Origin of the sequence: Flavobacterium sp. PL12, from assembly GCF_039123485.1 — a bacterium.
Taxonomy (GTDB): domain Bacteria; phylum Bacteroidota; class Bacteroidia; order Flavobacteriales; family Flavobacteriaceae; genus Flavobacterium; species Flavobacterium weaverense.
This window is the reverse complement of record NZ_JBANDI010000031.1, coordinates 1-21,596: the sequence shown is the minus strand read 5'-3', so window position 1 is coordinate 21,596 and position 21,596 is coordinate 1. Positions and strand designations below refer to the sequence as shown.

General features: G+C 32.3%; 17 protein-coding genes. 8 read left to right on the top strand and 9 right to left on the bottom strand.

Annotated features, from left to right (window positions below; all coding sequences use genetic code 11):
- Positions 1–60: 60 nt before the first annotated feature.
- Positions 61–1,461, bottom strand: a complete 1,401-nt coding sequence (gene mnmE / locus RCH19_RS13160; RefSeq protein WP_343023607.1) for a tRNA uridine-5-carboxymethylaminomethyl(34) synthesis GTPase MnmE — start codon at positions 1,459–1,461, stop codon at positions 61–63.
- Between the two features lie 175 nt (positions 1,462–1,636).
- Between mnmE and RCH19_RS13155 the strand changes: the two genes are divergently transcribed.
- The 3 genes from RCH19_RS13155 (at position 1,637) to RCH19_RS13145 (ending at position 5,368) form a co-directional block, all read left to right on the top strand.
- Complete coding sequence (locus RCH19_RS13155; protein ID WP_343023606.1) at positions 1,637–2,470, top strand: universal stress protein; 834 nt, start codon at positions 1,637–1,639, stop codon at positions 2,468–2,470.
- A gap of 72 nt (positions 2,471–2,542) precedes the next feature.
- Positions 2,543–3,376: a universal stress protein gene (locus RCH19_RS13150; protein ID WP_343023605.1), complete on the top strand. Its 834-nt coding sequence runs from the start codon at positions 2,543–2,545 to the stop codon at positions 3,374–3,376.
- A 462-nt stretch (positions 3,377–3,838) separates the two neighbouring features.
- Positions 3,839–5,368, top strand: coding sequence for a DNA mismatch repair protein (locus tag RCH19_RS13145; protein ID WP_343023604.1), 1,530 nt, complete (start codon positions 3,839–3,841; stop codon positions 5,366–5,368).
- A gap of 932 nt (positions 5,369–6,300) precedes the next feature.
- Here the strand turns inward: RCH19_RS13145 and dnaN are convergent.
- The 5 genes from dnaN to RCH19_RS13120 form a co-directional block, all read right to left on the bottom strand.
- On the bottom strand, positions 6,301–7,419 hold the full coding sequence (gene dnaN, locus RCH19_RS13140; protein WP_121926353.1) for a DNA polymerase III subunit beta: 1,119 nt from the start codon (positions 7,417–7,419) through the stop codon (positions 6,301–6,303).
- Between the two features lie 103 nt (positions 7,420–7,522).
- On the bottom strand, positions 7,523–9,208 hold the full coding sequence (gene gldG, locus RCH19_RS13135) for a gliding motility-associated ABC transporter substrate-binding protein GldG (RefSeq protein WP_343023603.1): 1,686 nt from the start codon (positions 9,206–9,208) through the stop codon (positions 7,523–7,525).
- Complete coding sequence (gldF, locus tag RCH19_RS13130) at positions 9,208–9,933, bottom strand: gliding motility-associated ABC transporter permease subunit GldF (RefSeq protein ID WP_343023602.1); 726 nt, start codon at positions 9,931–9,933, stop codon at positions 9,208–9,210. The genes gldG and gldF overlap by 1 nt, the downstream gene beginning before the upstream one ends.
- 107 nt (positions 9,934–10,040) lie before the next feature.
- Complete coding sequence (locus RCH19_RS13125) at positions 10,041–10,337, bottom strand: antibiotic biosynthesis monooxygenase family protein (RefSeq protein ID WP_343023601.1); 297 nt, start codon at positions 10,335–10,337, stop codon at positions 10,041–10,043.
- Between the two features lie 70 nt (positions 10,338–10,407).
- The gene (locus tag RCH19_RS13120) at positions 10,408–11,235 is read right to left on the bottom strand and encodes an SAM-dependent chlorinase/fluorinase (protein WP_343023600.1); all 828 of its coding nucleotides are present in this window, start codon (positions 11,233–11,235) and stop codon (positions 10,408–10,410) included.
- Between the two features lie 158 nt (positions 11,236–11,393).
- Here RCH19_RS13120 and RCH19_RS13115 point away from each other — a divergent pair, with 158 nt between their 5' ends.
- Positions 11,394–12,344: a PhoH family protein gene (locus RCH19_RS13115; RefSeq protein ID WP_343023599.1), complete on the top strand. Its 951-nt coding sequence runs from the start codon at positions 11,394–11,396 to the stop codon at positions 12,342–12,344.
- 55 nt (positions 12,345–12,399) lie between these two features.
- Here the strand turns inward: RCH19_RS13115 and RCH19_RS13110 are convergent, their stop codons facing one another.
- Both RCH19_RS13110 and hmpA read right to left on the bottom strand, forming a co-directional pair.
- Positions 12,400–12,819 carry an Rrf2 family transcriptional regulator gene (locus RCH19_RS13110; protein ID WP_343023598.1) on the bottom strand — a complete coding sequence of 140 codons (420 nt, stop codon included), beginning with the start codon at positions 12,817–12,819 and terminating at the stop codon, positions 12,400–12,402.
- A gap of 9 nt (positions 12,820–12,828) precedes the next feature.
- On the bottom strand, positions 12,829–14,028 hold the full coding sequence (hmpA, locus tag RCH19_RS13105; protein ID WP_343023597.1) for an NO-inducible flavohemoprotein: 1,200 nt from the start codon (positions 14,026–14,028) through the stop codon (positions 12,829–12,831).
- A 267-nt stretch (positions 14,029–14,295) separates the two neighbouring features.
- Here hmpA and RCH19_RS13100 point away from each other — a divergent pair, with 267 nt between their 5' ends.
- From RCH19_RS13100 to RCH19_RS13090, 3 genes are all read left to right on the top strand, one after another.
- Positions 14,296–15,111, top strand: coding sequence for a Cof-type HAD-IIB family hydrolase (locus RCH19_RS13100; protein WP_343023596.1), 816 nt, complete (start codon positions 14,296–14,298; stop codon positions 15,109–15,111).
- 36 nt (positions 15,112–15,147) lie between these two features.
- Positions 15,148–17,496 carry a prolyl oligopeptidase family serine peptidase gene (locus RCH19_RS13095; protein WP_343023595.1) on the top strand — a complete coding sequence of 783 codons (2,349 nt, stop codon included), beginning with the start codon at positions 15,148–15,150 and terminating at the stop codon, positions 17,494–17,496.
- A gap of 290 nt (positions 17,497–17,786) precedes the next feature.
- The gene (locus RCH19_RS13090; protein ID WP_343023594.1) at positions 17,787–18,740 is read left to right on the top strand and encodes a phosphoribosylaminoimidazolesuccinocarboxamide synthase; all 954 of its coding nucleotides are present in this window, start codon (positions 17,787–17,789) and stop codon (positions 18,738–18,740) included.
- A 151-nt stretch (positions 18,741–18,891) separates the two neighbouring features.
- On the opposite strand, the gene RCH19_RS13085 is transcribed toward RCH19_RS13090, so the two are convergent.
- Positions 18,892–19,980, bottom strand: coding sequence for a M42 family metallopeptidase (locus RCH19_RS13085; RefSeq protein WP_121926342.1), 1,089 nt, complete (start codon positions 19,978–19,980; stop codon positions 18,892–18,894).
- An 81-nt stretch (positions 19,981–20,061) separates the two neighbouring features.
- On the opposite strand from RCH19_RS13085, the gene RCH19_RS13080 reads away from it, so the two are divergent.
- Complete coding sequence (locus tag RCH19_RS13080; RefSeq protein ID WP_245980946.1) at positions 20,062–20,736, top strand: DUF4294 domain-containing protein; 675 nt, start codon at positions 20,062–20,064, stop codon at positions 20,734–20,736.
- Positions 20,737–21,596 lie beyond the last annotated feature (860 nt).

Genomic DNA, 21,596 nt, shown 5'->3' with positions numbered 1-21,596 from the left:
TGCTATTTTATAACATTTTAACTGGGATTCTTTGTTTTATTTTGTGATGTTTTGTGGAACTTATTTGCCAATACAAAAATTAGCAAATATATTCCCTAATAATTCATCATTGCTCACTTGCCCGGTAATGGTGCCAAATTGATACAAAGCTTCCTTTATATCAAGCGCCATTAAGTCGCTAGAGAGATTTACTTCCAGACCATATTTGACTTTCTGTATTTCGTCTAATGCTTTTAGTAAGGAGTCATAATGTCTTGTATTAGTTACAATTGTCTCATTATTCCGTAGAGCACCAGTGTTGACAAAAGATAATAATTGAGTTTTTAATTCCTCAACGCCTACATTTTGTTTTGCGGAAATCATTTCAACAATTACATTCAAAGGTTGGAGCTTATTTTTAATTTCAGCGACTTCTATGTCTGATAATAACTCAATTTTATTGATGACAACAACTAATGGTTTTAGAGGAAATTGATTTTTTATTTTTTCAATTTCAACTATGTATTCAGAGCTTTGAACTTTGAATTTTAAACTTTCAAAGAGATATAGAACAACTTGAGCTTGTTCGATTTTCTCAAAAGTTTTACGTATTCCAATGCTTTCCACAATATCCTGCGTTTCGCGAATTCCTGCCGTATCTATAAATCTAAATCCGATTCCACCAATTACTAATTCATCTTCAATCGTGTCACGGGTAGTTCCAGCAATTTCTGAAACGATTGCGCGCTCTTCGTTTAATAAAGCATTCAAAAGTGTTGATTTCCCTACGTTTGGTTCGCCAACAATCGCAACCGGAATTCCGTTCTTGATTACGTTTCCTACGGCGAAGGAATCAATCAGTCTTTTTAGAACAAATTCTATTCGATTTAATAATTCATGAAATTGTGCTCTATCGGCAAACTCTACATCTTCCTCGGCAAAGTCTAATTCGAGTTCTATCAACGAAGCAAAATTCAATAGCTCTTCTCTTAATTTGGCTATTTCGTTAGAGAAACCGCCACGCATTTGCTGCATCGCGATTTGATGCGACGCTTCATTATCGGATGAAATTAAATCTGCTACAGCTTCCGCTTGTGATAAATCTAATTTTCCATTAAGAAAAGCTCTCAATGTAAATTCACCTGGATCTGCCATGCGACAGCCTTTTCGTAGCAATAATTGAATGATTTGCTGCTGAATATAGGTAGAGCCATGACAAGAAATTTCAATTGTATTTTCTCCTGTATAGGAGTTAGGGCCTTTAAAGAGTGAGACCAAAACCTCGTCTAAAGTTTTGGAACCATCCATAATATGGCCTAAATGCAACGTGTGTGTTTTTTGAGTAAGTAACTCTTTATTTTTTACCGATTTAAAAACAGAATTTCCTATTGTTATAGCATCTTTGCCGGAAATCCGAATAACGGCGATTGCTCCCGCACCTGAAGGTGTTGCAAGCGCTACTATGGAGTCATTAGGTATCATAAATAATTTAAATTTTACACAAAAGTAAGGAAATTTGGTGTCACAACAAGACTTGCGTGAGACTCCTCCAACAATATTTATTTGTTAAATTAAGACTAAACTGATAATTATCATTCTATTTTGATTTATGTTTCGTATTTTTAAATAAATAATTGATTTACAATAAATTAAAGATATGTCAAAAAAAATTCTATTTCCTACAGACTTTTCAGCTGCTTCTAAGAACGCATTTACTTATGCATTAAAACTAGCGGACGCTATTCAAGCAGAAGTGGTTACCATGCACGTTTATCAAGTTCCGCAAGCTAATTTTGTAAATGCTGCTGAGTATTTGCATGAAATGTACGATGTGACGGAGTTGAGTAATTTTGAAAATTATAAAGATGAAGTTCCAGCGTTGCGAAAGATTGCCGACGAAAATAATTTAAATCATATTAAAATTAACCATGTTTTAATATCTGGTAATTTAGTTCAGGAAGTGAAAAAAATGACTGATCTCGGAGATTATGATTTTGTAATCATGGGAACAAAAGGAGTGACTAGTTTAAAAGAAACTTTCTTTGGTACCAATGCTACGCAAGTAATGAATGAAATTAAAACTGTAGTTATTGTTGTTCCTGAAAACTGTGTTTATCAGCCTGTTAAAAAAATACTTTTTCTTACGCAATATAAGGAGGAGGATACCGAACCTTTTAAAACAGTATTGTCTCTTGCTCATACTTTTGGGGCGAGCATCGATTGCTTACACATCGTTAATCCTGACAAGAAGAACGTAGAGAATAGCAAAGAACAATGGAAAGCATTAGTCGAGGATAAAGAAGTAAATTTTAATTCGATTACAGGAGATGATAAGGAAGGAATTGCCATTGATTACATCGAATCAAATCAAGTAAGTATGGTTGGAATGCATGTTTATCATCGAAATTTCTTCGAAAAACTATTTGAAATAAGTCTTTCTAAAAAGTTAGCTTTTCATATTAATATTCCTATTTTGGCTATTCATAAATAAAAAAGTTTTCTTAGTAAGAAGTAAAAAAATATTATAAGTCCTATTTGATTAAATTCTAAAATTGAAATTAAAATGAAAAAAATATTATTCCCCACTGATTTTTCTGATACCGCAACTAATGCTTTTGTGCACGCTTTAGAGTTTGCAAAGAAAGTTAACGCTGAAATTATTTTACTACATACATTTGATCTTCCGCCTGTGAATGACCAATATTTTCCTCAAAATTATGGTCAGATTTACGAATCAATAGAACTTTCTCAATTTGAAATGTTTAAAAGAGAAATTCCAAAATTAAGAGCTATAGCTGAAGAACGTAATTTGGACAAAATAAAAATGTCTCACCGATTAATGGTTGGTGATTTATTGCCTAATATAAAAGATACAATTAAAGAAGATGACATTGACTTTGTGATAATGGGTACTGCAGGAGTTACAGGTTGGGAAGCTTTCTTTGTAGGAACGAATACGGGCTCTGTTATTACCGGAATTGATATCCCAATGCTGTGTGTTCCCGTTAAAGCAGAATTTAAGAAAATAGATATTATTGGGTTTACCACGCGATTTAGACGCAAAGATAAAAAGGCATTGAAAATGGTCTTGAAAATTGCTAAAAAAACTAAAGCAAAAGTGAAATGTTTATATGTAAGAACAAGTGATTCTGATGTAACAAAAGAAACTATAGATAGATGGGAAAAAGAATTTGCTGAAGATCCAATCGATTTTTATGTAGTTGAAAATGATGATGTTCAAGAAGTTATTGTTGATTTTGTTATGTATAAAGAGGTTGATATGTTAGCGATGCTTACTTATAAAAGAGGATTTTTTGAAAGAATATTTAATCCTAGTTTAACTAAAAAAATAGCTATAAATAATGAGATTCCTATTCTTGCGATTCCTATCGAATAGTACTTATTCTACTCTAATTTTCTATCAACGTTTTCGAAATAATAGTGGTTGCAATTTTTAAAATTACGTTGATTTAGAGGATGTTTAGTACTATACCTATTCCTCCTAATTAGTTTTAGAATTATTACAATCGAAATCTTTATTAAGTATTAAAATTGAAATTTTCCGATGCCATTGACTTTTGAATTTGATTATATTTGTAAGTCATTAACAATAGCAATGGAAATTTACAAAACAAAAAAAGAAGATTATTTAGTTCAATTGAGTTCAATTAATAAAAAGTACAATAGTATAAGTTTTTTAAGGCTTATTTCTATTGTACTTTTTTTAGTTTCAATATATTATTTTCTTAAAACTAATGAAACCTTGTATGTAATTGCTTCTATTTTGCTTTTCGCAGTATTTATTGTTCTAATGAGAGTGCATTCCAAATTACTTGTAAAAAGGCAAATTACGCAGGCCTTGCTAAAAATTAATGAGGACGAGCTTATCTATCTTGAAAAAAAGAAAATCCCTTTTGAAAACGGAATTGAGTTCAACGATTTTCAGCATCCGTATGCTTATGATCTAGATATCTTCGGTGAACATTCATTATTCCAAAATATGAATCGTACCGCTACTTTTATTGGTAAAAGAACTCTGGCAGAACAGCTGTTAATAGCGTCGTCACACGAAGATATTATAAAAAATCATAATGCAGTTAAAGAACTTACTGAGAAATTAGATTGGCGTCAGGAATTTTTAGCTTTCGCCAAAGTAAGCGATGATAGTAAATCTAATTACGAAACGCTACTGAAATGGAGTGTTTTTAATAGTAAGCCTTTGTCTAAGTTTATAGTTTTTATATCCTACTTTTCACCAATTCTTTTTTTACTTACTTTAATTGCATATTTAGTTACTTCTAATACAATCTTTGCCTCTGTACTTTCTTACTTATTTGTTTTAAACTTAATTGTTTTGGGTATGTTTATGAAAAGAATTCAAGCTGAAATTGCTAATTCTTCTAATATTGATAAAACGATTCATCAGTATAGTATGTTGCTTAGAAAGATTGAGGAAGAAAATTTCGTTTCAGAGAAGCTAATTAGTTTGCAGCAAAAATTAACTTTTAAGAAAGAAAACGCAAGTGTTCATTTCAAGCAACTGTCGGGTTTGTTTTCAAATATGGACACTATTGGCAACTTAATTACAGCGGTACTTTTTAATGGAACCTTTCTATTTAATTTACATGTTTTTAAGTCTTTGGTAAAATGGAAGACAGATCACGCCGAAGCATTAAGTGAATGGATGGAAGTTATTGGAGAATTTGAAATGATGAATAGCATTGCGAATCTAGCTTATAATAACCCAAGTTTTGTTTATCCAACATTGAATAGCAATTTCGAAATAGATTTTGATAATTTAAGTCATCCTTTATTGAATGAGAATAGTAGAGTAGGAAATGGCGTTACGTTTCACCCAGAATCTTTTATGATTTTAACTGGTTCTAATATGTCTGGAAAAAGTACTTTTTTGAGAAGCTTAGGAATCAATATGGTTTTAACAGGAATGGGCGCTCCAGTATGTGCTAGTCGTGCAAATGTTCATCCACTACCTGTATTGGTTTCAATGCGTTTATCTGACTCGTTGTCTGATAGCGAATCTTACTTCTTCGCTGAAATTAAACGCTTAAAGCAAATTATGGACGAGTTGGAACACCAACCTGCATTTGTTCTATTGGACGAAATCTTAAGAGGAACAAACTCAGATGATAAACGAAATGGAACTATTGAAGTAGTGAAAAAAATAATCGCTAAAAAAGCAATAGGAGCAATTGCAACTCACGATATCGAAGTTTGTCTAACAACTAATGATTACCCAAATACATTAACTAACAAGTGTTTTGAAGTCGAAATTATTGATAATGATTTACACTTCGACTATAGATTACGCAACGGAATTTGCAAAAATAGAAGTGCTTCATTTCTAATGAAAAAAATGGGAGTGATTTAGATTTTTTTTTTAAACTACAATGCACATATTTTAACTTGTTATAACTTTTTCGAAAATATTGAATAACATCATCCCGAAGATTGACAAGTAACAAATTTACTATAGAACTGTATTTATTCCTTTTGTTACGCTGGAAGCTTCTCAATAATAATGCGAAAATTAATGGAGATTACTGCTGATTACTTATTATAAAAATCACAATTTTAATTATTCCATTTGTCACGCTGGAAGTATCCCTACAATACTTGAGCAACTTAATTGAGACGCTTCCAGCGTGACAACTATAAGGTGAAAAAAGTATTTGTTATTCCTTAGGACGTTAATTACTAACCTCCATTTTTAAGAACGTTTTACTTAACAACCTGCTCATTTTGTCATAATTGAAGCGTCTGACCATAATTGACCAACTTAATAAAGAAGAATATTGATTAATAATAGTACTCATCATAATTTTATTTATTCCTTTTTTTCAAGCTGGGTGCATTCCTACAATACTTGAGCAACTTAATTGAGACGCTTCCAGCGTGACAAGTAGTAGTAAAAATTGTATTTCTTATTTATCACTATAATAGTGGATAATCTCCAATTTTCAGTACGTTTTATCTTAACAGCGCGCTCATTTTGTTAGGCTGGAAGAGTGTCAGTAATAATGAGTAAATTAATCTGGAAGACTATTATTCGACAATAATAATTATCACAACTTTATTTAATACACTTGTCACGCTGGAAGCGTCCCTACAATTTTGAACAACTTAATTTAGATGGTTCCAAAGTGACAAATACAAGTAAAAAACAAATTTTCCTTATACTAACAAAATACCTTTAAACTTAAAAGTAATCAAAAGCAAAAATCCGTTTCGATTTCTCGAAACGGATTTTTTAAATATAAAAATGGTTTGGTTAATAGCGTATTTTGGTAGCTTAATAATATATTAACTATTTAACATTACTGGCATTACAAGCATTGTAACTGTTTCACCTTCTTCTAAACCATCAACAGGAGTTAGAATTCCAGCTCTATTTGGTAAAGACATTTCTAGCATGATCATATCAGACTGCAAGTTAGTCAACATTTCCGTAAGAAAACGAGAATTATAACCTATTTGCATATCATCACCTTGATAATCACAAGTCAATCTTTCTTCAGCTTTATTTGAATAATCAATATCTTCAGCAGAAACATTCAATTCAGCACCAGCAATTTTTAATCGAATTTGGTGTGTTGTCTTGTTCGAAAAGATAGCTACACGTCGTACTGAACTCAAAAATTGAGAACGGTCAATCATTAATTTATTCGGATTTTCCTTTGGAATAACTGCTTCGTAATTTGGATATTTACCGTCAATTAAACGACACATTAAAATGTAATTGTCAAAAGAAAAAGTAGCATTCGAATCGTTATATTCGATTTTTACTTCCGCATCAGAAGTTCCAAGAATATTCTTTAAAATATTTAATGGTTTTTTTGGCATAATAAAATCAGCCACTTGAGATGCAGTAACATCAGTTCTAGCATATTTTACTAATTTATGAGCATCAGTTGCTACAAAAATTAATCCTTGTGGTGAAAACTGGAAGAAAACTCCAGACATAACTGGACGTAAATCATCATTTCCAGCGGCAAAAATAGTTTTGCTTATTGCTGTTGCTAACACTTCAGCAGGAACAAGTGTTACAGATGGATCGTCTAGATTAACCGACTTTGGAAATTCATCTCCAGGAGCGTATGCTAAAGCATATTTACCAGAATTAGAACTAATTTCAATTGTACTATTTTCTTCAACAGTGAATGTTAATGGTTGCTCCGGAAAAGTTTTAAGGATTTCCAAAAGTAATTTTGCAGGTACAGCAACACTTCCTTTGCTTTCAGAATCAATACTTAAAGTTGCAGACATTGTTGTCTCCAAGTCAGAAGCTGAAACTGTTAACACACTATGGTCTAATTCAAATAAAAAGTTATCTAGAATAGGTAAAGTATTACTGCTGTTGATAACGTTACCTAATACTTGCAATTGCTTTAATAAGTACGAACTTGATATTATAAATTTCATCTGTTTTGTTTTATTTTTTAACGTATTTATTTAAATCCTAAGTACGATACATTTTACAAATATATCGTAAACTATCCTAGTTTGGAAACTTTTTTATTAACATCTATTTACTATATTTTCTCTTACGAAGAAAAGTAAAAACAACTCCAAAAAGTGCTAAAATGACTATTGGTAGTCCGATAGTTATGAATTGTGTTCTAGTATAATTTTGGTAAACCTTTTCTTTATCAAGCAAAGCCAAGTCTAAATCCTTGCTTCGAATGTTAATAAGTCCGCTATCATCTAGTAAATAATTGACGCAATTAATTAGAAAATCTTTATTATCATATAAATTCCCAGATCTTTGATCGTATCCTAATTCCACAGGTTGAAAGTTCTTATCTAACTGGTTTTTTATCAAATCACCATCTGCAATGACAATCATTTTGTTAGTTATTCCTTCTGGTTTAAAAGTTTTTTGTTCGAATGGTAAAACTCTATTTTCATACATCGAATGGAATTTTCCTTCCAATAAAACAGAAAGTGGAATATTACCTTTATTTAAATAATCTTCAGGTGTAGTTTCTTCTGTTACACTACTTAAATTAATTTCTGTAGGCGTTCCTATTCTTTTCGAATAAGGTGAAGATTGTAATAAAATAGTCTTTCTAATACCATTTTTCAAAGTGTCAATAGCATTAGCAAAATCAAATTTAATTCCACCTAAACTTTTCACAATTGGATGGCTACTATTTGGATATACTTGCGGCGCAAATTTCCAATTAAATTGTTGATATTGAGTCGCACTACCTTGCTCTCCAGTCGCTAATTTTATAGGGCTTCCTTGCTCATCTTTGATAATGTCAGGATTAATTCTAATACCATACTTAAAAAACATATCATTTAAATTCAAATCACGAGGATATGCTAAAGTACTTCCAGAAGGATTGTATAAACTATCCATCTCTGCAGAAACTTGGTCAACTAACCACAAGGTTTTGCCTCCATTGATAATATATTGATCGAGCACTTGCTTTTCTTCATCCGAAAAAGGTTCCGTTGGTTTAGCAATTACAGCAAGGTCATACTTCTGTAATGCTTCTAAACTTCCAATAGGGTTTTTAGCAACTGAATCTAAAGTAAAAGGTCCAATGTGATAACTCTCGCGAACTTGCAAAAGAAATTTAGCCATCAAAATATCCTGCAACACTCCATTTCCCTTTAAAACTGCTATCTTTTTTTGTTTTGCTTTAGTAATTTTATTTAAACCATCTGCAATAGAGTATTCCAGATGCTGCACAGAACCAATTACTTTTTGAGTAGTGGAAGCGCCCATAATGTTTTTAAGCAATGGAATATTTACCTCTTTATTGTTATAAATGGCAATTGCCCAAGGAAAAACCATCTCTTGAGACTGTTTTCCTTTGTCATCAACTGTAATATTAATAGGAGTAAGGCCTTTGCGATATAACTCTTTAATTTGGTCCATGCTTTCGTCTTTGTTTTCCAATGGATCTACAAATTCGAAAATTATATTTTTATTGTACGCTTGAAATTCCTCTAATAATTGCTTCGTTTCTTGCTGTAAGCGCTTAAACTCAGCAGGTAAATTTCCTTGCATATATACTTTGATAAACAAAGGATTTTCTACTTGTTCGATAATATTTAAAGATGTTGTGGAAAGTGTGTATCGCTTATCGTTTGTTAAGTCAAAACGATGGAAGAACGAACTTCCCACTGCATTGATAAGCAACAAAGCAACGATAATAATCGCAACTGATTTCAGGTTATTCTTTTTAGCTGTTTTCATTACGATTTAAATGATTTAAGATTAAAAACCGTAAAAGAAAGAAATGCTACACTTACACTTGAAAAATAAATAATATCTCTTGTATCTAGGACGCCTCGACTCATGCTTTTATAATGATCTTGCATTCCTAATGAAGCTATAAAATTTGAAATCGTTGGAAAAACTGTCGCTGAACCTTCGAATCCAAAATAAAGAAAAAAGCATAAAAAAACAGCAATGATGAATGCAACTATTTGGTTTTCAGAAAGAGTAGAAGTAAATATTCCAATTGCTGAATAACTTGAAATAAGAAATAGTAATCCAAAATAAGAACCTATTGTGCTACCCATATCAATATTGCCTTCTGGCATTCCTAAGCTCGAAATCACCCAAACATATATGAATGTTGGAATGATTGCCATTAAGATAAGCAATAGAGCGCCAATAAATTTGCCATTTACTATTTGCCAGATGCTTAAGGGCTTAGTTAATAATAATTCTAAAGTTCCTTGTTTTTTTTCATCCGAAAAACTGCGCATGGTTACAGCAGGAATTAAAAATAGTAATATCCATGGAGCAAGCGTAAAAAACGGAGTCATGTCAGCGAAACCAGTTTTCAAAATATTATATTCCCCTTCAAAAACCCATAGGAATAGGCCATTAATAATTAGAAAAATGGCGATTACTAAATATCCAATTGGCGAACCAAAAAACGACTTAATCTCTCTTAAGACTATTGATTTCATATTGTCAGTGCGAGGTATAACGTACTAAAATCCTCTTTATAAATTGATTCTTTTAAATTTTACTTTCTACTTCTAAATCTTTAGATTTTGAATTAAACTTTGTTGTCTTATTCTAAAGAAGCCAGTTTATCGACACTCCAAGCTTCTGGTTTATCATTGAACAACTTTTTAGTGAATGACCAAACTTCTTTAAAAAGTTCCGAATTTCTGTAATTTTCTAGGTCTGCTTCAGTTTCCCAATAGCTGTAGGTAAAAAAAATACATTTATTATTCTTGTCTTGATATAACTCTAAGAAACGATTTCCTGACGCATTTCGTATTTTTTGCTTGTTCAACTCAAAATTTTCTAAAAAGGCAGGGATATTTTCTTCGTGGAAACTCAATTTTACAATTCGTACAAACATTTGATTGCTTTTTTTTTAATTCGTAAAGTGATACTTTGCTATTAGTGATTTAAACTAATAAAGAAAACAATTAGCTAAAAACGATATTAATTATTGATCTGTGATTTAGTCCAAGTAAACTTGCAGCGCAACCTGTTGTGGCAGGATTGCTTCGAAATATGGCAATTTCGAGAAAACCTGCTTCATTAAAAATAGCTAATTTTTCTCCTTCATACGACTTTATGGGATAAATTTCAGAAGTTGCAATTGCGGAATAACTAGGCAAAATAGTTTTTATATTCTTTGTTTTTAATTCAATTTCGTAAGGTCTTCCTTTTGCGATTTCGATAAAATGTTTTTTAGAAATATTAGTTATAACATTCCCAAAATGATCAATATAAATTACATTTCCTTTTAACGAATTTCCATCGGCAGCTGCAACAGCATTTAGTGTGGTAACTTCTTTTATCGAATTAATTTCTTTACCAATGATATTCATTAATCCACCTTTAGATAAATGACAGGCAACTTTTACAAAAACATCTAAGTCAGCTGAGCCACTTGGCAGTCGGTCATGTATGTTTATCGCTACAATCTTTTGGGGCACAATTTTTTGCGAAAGCATGCTTAAAATACCATTATCAGCAGCTATGAAATAATGATCGTTCCATTGCATCACGATATGCTTGTTTTCTTTATTATGTTCCATATCGACTCCAATCAAGTGAACTGTACCTTTTGGAAAACTTAAATACGAAGCGCTTATAATGTAACTCGCTTCTACTGTATTAAATGGATCTATCTCATGTGAAATATCAATAATTTTAGCCTCAGAGTACTCGGATAAAATTTTACCTTTCAGCGCACCCACAAAGTGATCCTTCAAGCCGTAATCCGTAGTTAGAGTAATTATTGACATAAATTTGTTTATAACTATTAGTTTTTTTTAATCCTAAATTTTATTAAATTTGAGATGTGCAAAGCTAATAATAGTAAATTCAAAAAAGCAAAAAACAAAACACTAATTCAAATTAATATCATAAGTACTAAATTCAATTTAATTTAAAACATCTTCATTTGAACGAAAGGATAATTGAGCTCATAGACATCGCTCCAAAAGAATTTTGGGGTGCTCAAGACACTCATCTTGAAACGATAAAAAAATATTATCCTAAACTAAAAATTGTCGCTCGGGGAACAACTTTAAAAGCTTTTGGCGAAAAGGAAGTTCTTGACGAATTTGAAAATAGGTTCCAACGCTTGATGCTTCATTTCACACGTTATAATAATATTGACAACAATGTAATAGAACGTGTTATTTTAGGTGACGTTCAGGAAGACAGGAAATTTCAAGGACACGATAAAATTTTAGTGCACGGAGTAGGAGGAAAGATTATAAAAGCAATGACTCCCAATCAGCAACTACTCGTGGATACTATGGAAAAGAACGACATGGTTTTTGCCGTAGGTCCAGCGGGAACTGGTAAAACGTACACCGGAGTTGCTATGGCTGTTAAAGCTTTAAAAGAAAAACAGGTAAAACGAATTATATTAACTCGACCTGCGGTTGAAGCAGGAGAAAATCTAGGTTTCCTACCGGGAGACATGAAAGAAAAATTAGATCCGTATATGCAGCCATTGTATGATGCCTTGCGAGATATGTTACCAAATGAAAAATTAGAGGATTACATTCTTAAAGGAGTCATCCAAATAGCGCCTTTAGCATTCATGCGTGGTCGAACATTGGACAATGCTTTCGTGATTTTAGATGAAGCACAAAACACTACGCATTCTCAGATGAAAATGTTTTTAACTCGAATGGGTAAAAGTGCTAAATTTATGATTACTGGTGATCCAGGTCAGGTAGATTTGCCTAGACGAACTATCTCTGGCCTTAGAGAAGCATTATTAATACTAAAAGATGTTGAAGGAATAGGAATAATTTACTTAGATGATAAGGATATTGTTCGTCACAGATTAGTCAAAAAAGTGATTGATGCTTACAAACAAATAGAAAATAATGAATAGAAAAAAAGGCTTTGAAAAAAGCCTTTTTTGTTTTTATAACCTAAATAGTTTTTAATTAGAAAATCGAACTCCAATTAGTAAATTCTAAATCAGATAATTTGTACTGATTTAAGCTGCTAATAAAAGCAGAGTAGGCATCCGTAAAAACCGATTTTAATTTACAATTGTGGGATTTAAATATACATGGTTTAGCGTCACAATTAACTACAGGCGTTTCATCTTGTTCTAAAAGATGAATTAAATTGCCTATGAGAATAACTTGTGCTTTCATAGCTATCACTATTCCACCGTTTTTACCTCTTTTAGTTTCAACTAATTCGTTTTTAGCTAAAAATTGAACCACTTTAATTAGATGATTGCGTGAGATTTTAAATGTAGCTGTAAGCTCATCTAATGAACTTCGCTGATCGTCTTCTTTTTGATTTAAATACATCAAAACGCGCATGCTAAAATCAGTAAAGTGGTTCAATTTCATATAACAGTATTAATTAAGACTTAATAATTGAGGGCCAAACTCTTCATAAAGTATATTTTCTCTATCAACACCAAGTCCAACTAAAGACTGATACTGTACTTTTATGAATACTGCAGGTCCGCAAATGTAATATTTTGCATCCTTAATTAAAATGTCTTCCTTTATTTGTTGTAAGTCTATTCTACCTTCAAAAGCATTCGTTTCAGTGTCGGGTAAAGTTTCATAAAACACGTACGATTTCAACCACGTTTTTTCATTGTTTAATTCTTCAATGGTATCTTTAAAAGCGTGGACATTTTCGTTACGACAACTATGAATCCATACCGTTGGATTCTGCTGAAGCGCATTTTTGTTAGTTTCCACCATACTCATCATTGGCGTAAGCCCAACACCACCACTTAACAAAACTAAAGGATTTTTGGATTCTGGATCTGCGTAAAATAATCCAGCAGGAGCACTTACTTCTAATTCATCACCTACTTTTTTATTATGCAAAGCATTAGAAACAATTCCATCTGGGTTTGCTTGCCCAGTTTCTTTTTTAACTGAAATTCTATAAAACTCATTATTAGAATTTGAAGATAAACTGTATTGTCTAGGTTGTTTATGCCCGAGTTCCGGAATGTAAGTGCTTACTGAAATATACTGCCCAGGAAAAAAATCGGCTATTTCTTTTTCGTCCGTTGGTTTTAGATAGAAAGAATTGATCTCCGCACTTTCTGATACAATTTTAGCAATTTTAAAAGATCTCCATCCTTTCCAACCTCCTTTTTTTTGAATATTTTTTTCATACATAGCAGCTTCAATACCGATCATTATGCTTGCTAATTCATTGTAGGCACAAGTCCAAGCTTCGATCAAATCTGAATTTGCATCGGCACCTAGAACTTCAATAATAGAATTGATAAGGTGAGTTCCTACAATATCGTACTGTTCTGGAGCAATATTCAAGCTCACATGTTTATTACCAATTGATTTTAAGGTATTTATTAAGACTGAAGGATCATCGATATTTTCAGCGTAGGCGAGTACAGCACCTGTTAAAGCATTCTGTTGTTTACCACTAGCTTGGTTAGCCATGTTAAAAATATTTTTTAATTCAGGACTATTGGTCAGCATTCTCTGGTAGAAGTAAGAGATTAAAGCATTTCCATTTGTTTTTAATATTGGAACTGTACTTTTTACTAATTCTTTTTGAATTGAATTCATGTGATTAATTATTATTGATTTAATACAAATATAAGCCACAATAGATAATTGTTGTATATTAAATACAACAATATAAACGCTTTTATTATGCTGATACTAATTTGTGAAATTTAAAGGTAAATATGCTGTATATTCTATTTTAATTTCCCAAATCTTGTTTTTAAAAGTTAAATTAGATTCCCGCCTTACAAACTAAAAAGCAATCGTTGTTATTCTCTAATAAATTGAATAAATTTGGAATTAATATAAAACAGAGTTACCCATAAAATGATTTTAAAAGAAAAAATTAAAGTTGTCATTACTGATTTAGATGGAACTTTACTCAACTCAGACCACAAAATTTCAGACTATACTAAAACTATATTTAAAGAATTACATAAAAAGAATTATCTGCTAATCGTCGCAACAGGACGTCATCACTTGGATGCGCAAGCAATTGTTGCAACATTGGACTGCCCAGTTTATTTAGTAACTTCAAACGGTGCAAGAATTCACTCTCCAGATAATGAACTTCTTTTTTCTGTGGATATGAAAAGTGAGTTGGTCAAAGCAATTTTTGATTTAGAAATTGACGCTGAAATTACATCCGTTTTATTTAAAGAAGATAAGTGGCAAACCAATCATAATAATGATGCGTTGAATAGTTTTTCAAAAGAGTCGAAATACTTGCCTGAAATTGTAAATTTTGAATCTTTAGAAGATTTTAGCGCAATTAAAATTTTCTTCACTCATGACGATCATCAAAAATTAGTTGAATTGAAAGACAAAATTTTACACACCTATTCTGATCTTTTCTGTCATGCATTTAGCCTCCCGTTTTGTTTGGAATTTATGGATAAGTCAGTTAACAAAAGTGTAGCTATTGAAAAAATTTTACAATTAGAAAACTATGCTTTTGATGAATCAATTTCCTTTGGAGACGGTTTTAATGATGAAGAAATGCTTAAATCTGCAGGCAAAGGACTGTTGATGGGAAATGCACCTCAAAGTTTAATTGATACACTTCCACATTTAGAACAAATTTTATCAAACGATAATGATGGAGTTGCAACGTATCTATCGCAACAACTACTTACCAATTAATAATAAAAAACCAACATCTCTTAATCCTCTTACAATATGACAAGAAAAATAATCCTATCCTTTTGCGTTTTGTTTTCAATCGCAGTTCAAAGTCAAGCACTCAAACTGGAAGAAATAATGAAAGGAAACGCCTTTATAGGTGAGCAACCGGAAAATCAAAGATGGTCTCTGGACGGACAAAAAATATATTTTGATTGGAATCCAAATAATGAATTGGGAAACAGAACCTATTACTGGAAAAACGGACCTTCTAAACCTGAATTAGCAGATCAAAATGAAGCAGCTTTTTCCAAATTAGATTTTAAAAAATCCTCAAATCCAGATTTATATTATTACGTTGATAAAGGAAGATTATTTTCGTATTCGTTAAAAACGAAAAAATCTAAAAAGTTATATCAGCAAAGTAGCCCGATTTCTGGTTTACAAATAGGTGCAGAAGCTGGTGTATTATACTTCAGACAAAGTGAAAATCTATTTCAATTCAATTCGAATGAAGGGTCTGTAATTCAATTAACAAATTTTAGAAAAGGAAAAGGAGAGGATACGTCAAAGGAGCAAGAATCATTCTTGAAAACACAGCAGAAAGAATTATTTCAATTTGTGAGAGACCAAGATGCTTTAAAAAAGTGGAATCTAGCTAATTCAAAAGCTACAAAATCTGATTTTCCAAAGCCTTTCTACTACGGAAAATATAATTTTGGCAGTTTGAAAGTAAATCCAAAAGGAAGTTTTGCCACTTTTAGATTGATTCAAGATGTGGAACGTAAAAATGAAAAGATGGAACTTTTTATCACAGCGGATGGTTACAACGAGATTGAAGATACTAAAGAAAAAGTTTCGACGGCTAATTTACTAACTACTAAATTTGGTATTTATAACGTTGCAAAAGATTCTGTTTACTTTGTTAATTTTTCAACACTAAGTCATATCCAAGATGTTCCCAAATATCTTGAGAGCTATGAAAAATCTAAAAATATAGAGAAAAAAGATAAATTGATTGTTGTTCAAGAACCTGTGTATAATGAAAGCGGTTCATTAGCTGCCGCTGAAATCAGAAGTCAAGACAATAAAGATCGATGGATTGTAAGTTTGAATTTAGAAAATGGTACATTCCAAGAAATTGAGCATCAACATGATGAAGCTTGGATAGGAGGTCCTGGAATCCCGTCAAACTCTTACGGACGAGGAACACTTGGTTTTCTTGGTGATAATGAAACCATTTATTTTCAATCAGAAGCAACAGGATATTCACATTTGTATTCATACAATTTAAGGTCTAAAACAAAAATTCAATTGACGAAAGGGAATTGGGAAGTTCGAAATGTCACTTTAGCAAAAGATAAAAAGTCGTTTTATTTAACCACTAATACAACGCATCCAGGAAACAGGAATTTTTACAAAATAGATGTTTCCAATGCTTTAATGCAACCTATTTTAACAAAGGATGGTGCAAATGAGGTGAGTCTATCTCCGGATGAAAAAAGTTTAGCAGTTAGATATTCCTATAAAAACAAACCTTGGGAAATGTACGTTGCTACAAATAAAGTAAATACTTCACTTAAACAGATAACAAATTCCACATCTCAGGATTTTAATGCTTATGCATGGCGTGAGCCAGAAGTAATCACCTTTAAAGCGCAAGATGGAGCTGATGTTCATGCTCGCATTTATAAACCTGAAACTAAGATCGCTAATAAAGCAGCAATAATTTTTGTACACGGTGCTGGTTATTTACAAAACGCCCATAATTACTGGAGTAGTTATCATAGAGAATACATGTTTCATAATTTACTAACTGATTTAGGATACACGGTTCTTGATATCGATTACAGAGCGAGTGATGGTTATGGACGTGATTTTAGAACAGGTATTTACCGTTTTATGGGTGGAAAAGATTTAACAGATCAAATCGACGGTAAAAATTATCTCGTTAAAAATTTAGGTATCGATAACGATAGAGTAGGTATTTACGGTGGGTCATACGGCGGTTTTATTACGCTTATGGGAATGTTGACTACTCCAAAAGAATTCGCTTCTGGCGCAGCGTTACGATCCGTAACTGATTGGGCTCATTATAATCATGGATACACCGGAAATATTTTGAATTTTCCTGAAACTGATCCAGATGCTTACAAGAAAAGTTCACCAATTTATTTTGCCGATAATCTGCAAGGAAATTTATTGATGCTTCACGGAATGGTCGATGATAATGTCGAGTACAAAGATATTGTTCGAATGTCGCAGCGATTCATTGAATTAGGAAAGAAAAATTGGAGTCTCTCATCCTTTCCTGTCGAAGCACATGGTTTTAAAGAAACCTATTCTTGGGTTGATGAGTACAGCCGTATATTAGATTTGTTTAATAATACGTTGCTTAAAAAATAGATCATTTAGTAGAAGTAATGTTTGATTAAAAGTTTAGCTGTTTTTTGACACGAATTACACGAATTGGCACAAATGGCAATGATTATAAAAAATCAATTATTCTAATTTTAATTGGAAAAAAATTCTTGTAATAATAAATACACAAAATTTGTGATTTTCGTTTAAGCCGTAGCTGAATTCTATTTTAATAAAACCACTACGTTTGGCCTGAATAATGTTTCAACAATTTTGTGTATCTCTTTGAAAGAACCTATTTTTGCAAAAACAACAACACAACAACTAAAACCGTAATGAGTAATACAATAACAACAACCGACTTTAACTTTCCTAATCAAAAATCAGTTTACAGGGGAAAAGTGAGAGAAGTTTACAATATAAATGATGATCTTTTAGTAATGGTAGCTACAGATAGGCTTTCGGCTTTTGATGTTGTTTTACCAAAAGGAATTCCATATAAAGGGCAAATCTTAAACCAGATTGCTACAAAGTTCATGGAGCTTACTCAGGATATAGTTCCAAACTGGTTGATTGCAACTCCAGATCCTAGTGTTGCTGTTGGTCACTTATGTACTCCCTTTAAAGTAGAAATGGTAATTCGTGGTTATTTATCAGGACACGCTTCCCGCGAATACGCTCTTGGTAAAAGAGAAATATGCGGAGTGACAATGCCAGAAGGCTTGAAAGAAAACGATAAATTTCCAGAGCCTATTATCACGCCGACAACAAAAGCAGATAATGGCGAACATGATGCTGATATTTCTAGGGAAGCTATATTATCACAAGGTATTGTAGCTGAGGAAGACTATCTGGTTTTAGAAAAATACACTAGAGATTTGTTTCAAAGAGGAACTGAAATTGCTGCAAGTCGCGGTTTAATTTTAGTTGATACCAAATATGAATTTGGAAAAACTAAAGAAGGAGTTATTGTTTTGATTGACGAAATTCATACACCAGATTCTTCGCGTTATTTCTATGCAGAAGGATATCAACAAAGACAAGATAGGGGTGAAGAACAAAAACAATTATCTAAAGAGTTTGTACGTCGATGGTTAATAGAAAACGGCTTTCAAGGTTTAGAAGGACAACAAATTCCTAATATGACTGATGAATACATTGAGACAGTTTCGGAGAGGTATATTGAATTATACGAGAATATCCTTGGAGAGAAGTTCGTAAAAGCGGATATTTCAAATATTAATGAGAGAATAGAAAAGAACGTTGTAGCGTATTTGGCAAATAGATAATTTGCAACCCGCACTTTAAAAACTAGAAGAACCGCAATTCAACTTATGAATTGCGGTTTTTTTTTAGCCCCGATAGCAGTGGAAATCCTTTATTTCCTGAGTTTTTTCAGGACATAAAGATTGCAACGAATAGCGGGATTAGCTCCTAAAATTACTTGAAATAAGAAAAAGTATCCTCATTCTCTAATTTTAATAAAGTTTCATAAATAAGTTTAATTACATTTTCTACGTCATCGCGGTGAACCATTTCAACTGTGGTATGCATATAACGTAATGGCAAAGAGATTAATGCTGATGCAACTCCGCCGTTACTATAAGCAAATGCGTCAGTGTCAGTTCCAGTCACGCGAGAGGAAGCTAAACGCTGAAAAGGAATTTCATTAACCATTGCCGTTTCTAGTATTAATTCTCTCAAATTATTTTGAACTGCGGGAGCATAAGTAATAACTGGACCTTTCCCTATTTTAGTTTCTCCTTCAATTTTCTTATCGATCATTGGAGTAGTCGAATCATGACAAACATCAGTAACAATAGCTACATTGGGTCTGATTGTTTTTGTAATCATCTCAGCACCTCTTAATCCAACTTCTTCCTGAACAGAATTAGTGATATATAAACCAAAAGGGAGCTTGATTTTATTCTCATGTAATAATCTCGCGACTTCGGCAATCATAAATCCACCCATACGATTGTCTATAGCACGACAAACAAATTTATTTTCGTTTAAAATCATAAACTCGTCAGGGTAGGTGATTACACATCCAACATGCACACCCATTTTGTCAACTTGTTCTTTAGTTTCACAACCTATATCAATGAACAAATTATCTATTTTAACGATTTCTTCTTTTCCTCGGTTACGTGTGTGAATAGCTGGCCAACCAAAAACACCTTTCACAATTCCGTTTTTGGTATGAATGTTTACTCTCTTTGATGGTGCAATTTGGTGATCTGAACCACCATTACGAATCACATAAATTAGTCCATCATCAGTAATATAATTAACATACCAAGAAATTTCATCTGCATGACCTTCAATAACTACCTTGTAAGGGGCGTCAGGATTTATAACTCCTACAGCCGTTCCGTAGGTATCAGTAATAAAAGTATCTACGTATGGTTTTAAATATTCCATCCATAATTTCTGGCCTTCAGCCTCAAATCCTGTTGGAGATGCATTGTTTAAATATTGCTCTAAAAATGTGATAGAGGATTCTTTTAGTATTGATTTTGTGCTCATAAAATATTTTTTTGCTAATTTATAACTTTGGCATTACAGTTGCATATATAATTTATAATTTTGGCAATTAAAATTTCATATATGAACCTATTTAAATTCTTGTTCTTTTTTGTTTTGGGCTTTAGCGCTATGAATGCACAAGTTATTCCTCAAGACACTACAAAAATGGGTTATGAATTACAAGATGATGACCTTATATTAAATGATACAATTCAATTGCCCGAGATTCTGATTCATAAAGAAAAAATGGATCCCGAAGCGAGAAAGCAATTCCTAATTCTTCAAAACCGTGTTTACGTTACTTATCCCTATGCGAGATTAGCTTCGGAAAGATTAGTCAATCTCAATAAAGGAATGATGAATCTAAAAAGTAATAGAGAGAAAAAAAGATATTTTAATATTGTCGAAGGATATTTGAATAATGAGTTCGAAGCTAAACTAAAAAAACTGTCTCGTAGCCAAGGACGAATACTAGTCAAATTAATCCATAGGCAAACCGGCCAAACAACTTTTGAATTAGTAAAAACACTGAAAAGTGGATGGAAAGCATTTTGGTCAAATACTGCAGCAAGTGTATTTGATATTAATTTAAAAACTAAGTATGCTCCCTACGAAGTAAATGAGGATTATTTAATTGAGACCATACTGATGCGAGGATTTGAATCTGGAAGACTATTAAACCAAAAGACTGCCGTTCCCATAGATTATGATAATCTTAATGACGCCTGGTATTCAAAAGCGCAAAAAGCAAAATAAATTTCTTTTGGGCGTTACCGTTTATAAAAAAAGAGCCTGTTACCTTTTGTGAACAGGCTCTTTTTTTATAAACGGTCGGGCTATTCGCTTCAAGTCCTCGCAAAGTTGCGTTTCACTTCACTTTGCTGTGGGCTATGCGCTACTATCCCTAACGCAGACTAGATTTAGAATGGCGACTTTTAAACACTCCTATATACAAAGGGTGTTTAATTTACTTTTAGAGTATATATATATATGATAGACTCCGCTTTTGAACCTTTACATTAGTTTCGTCAGATTATTACTGAAAATCTTCCTTATATATAGTAGTTAGAACGTCTCTTATATAATTCACAGCTTTTACAACAAAGGTTATTTTATGGTTGACTTTGGTAGTTGCTACTATTTAGGAACTGAAAATGCGGTCATGATACAAAGTAATATAGCGCAAACCGTCAATTTCCTTTTGATTTTGCAATCGCAGCTCAGTTGAAGAAAAATATTTCACCATTCAAGTTTCACGTTTTAAGCTATTTAAATAGAACGGTATTAAATTGTTAAATAAAAGTTCGCAAAAAAGCTTGTATAACGGTATAAACGTTGTAGTTTTGCACCCGCAACAGCGCAGACGTTCTTATTTATTTAATGGAAATCGAATCAAAACTAGGGCGAAAGTTTTAGAAAAAAGATTTGGCAGAAATAAAAGAAGTAATTACATTTGCAGCCCGCCACGGCGGGAGCAAGTTCTTAGACAGATTGAGCAGGTAGGTAAGTTGAGAGATCGAATTATCACTTGAAAAGCGGAGAAAATTTATTTTCTAAAAACTTTTCAAAAAGCCTTGTGAGATTTAAAAAGAGGTTGTACTTTTGCACCCGCCTTG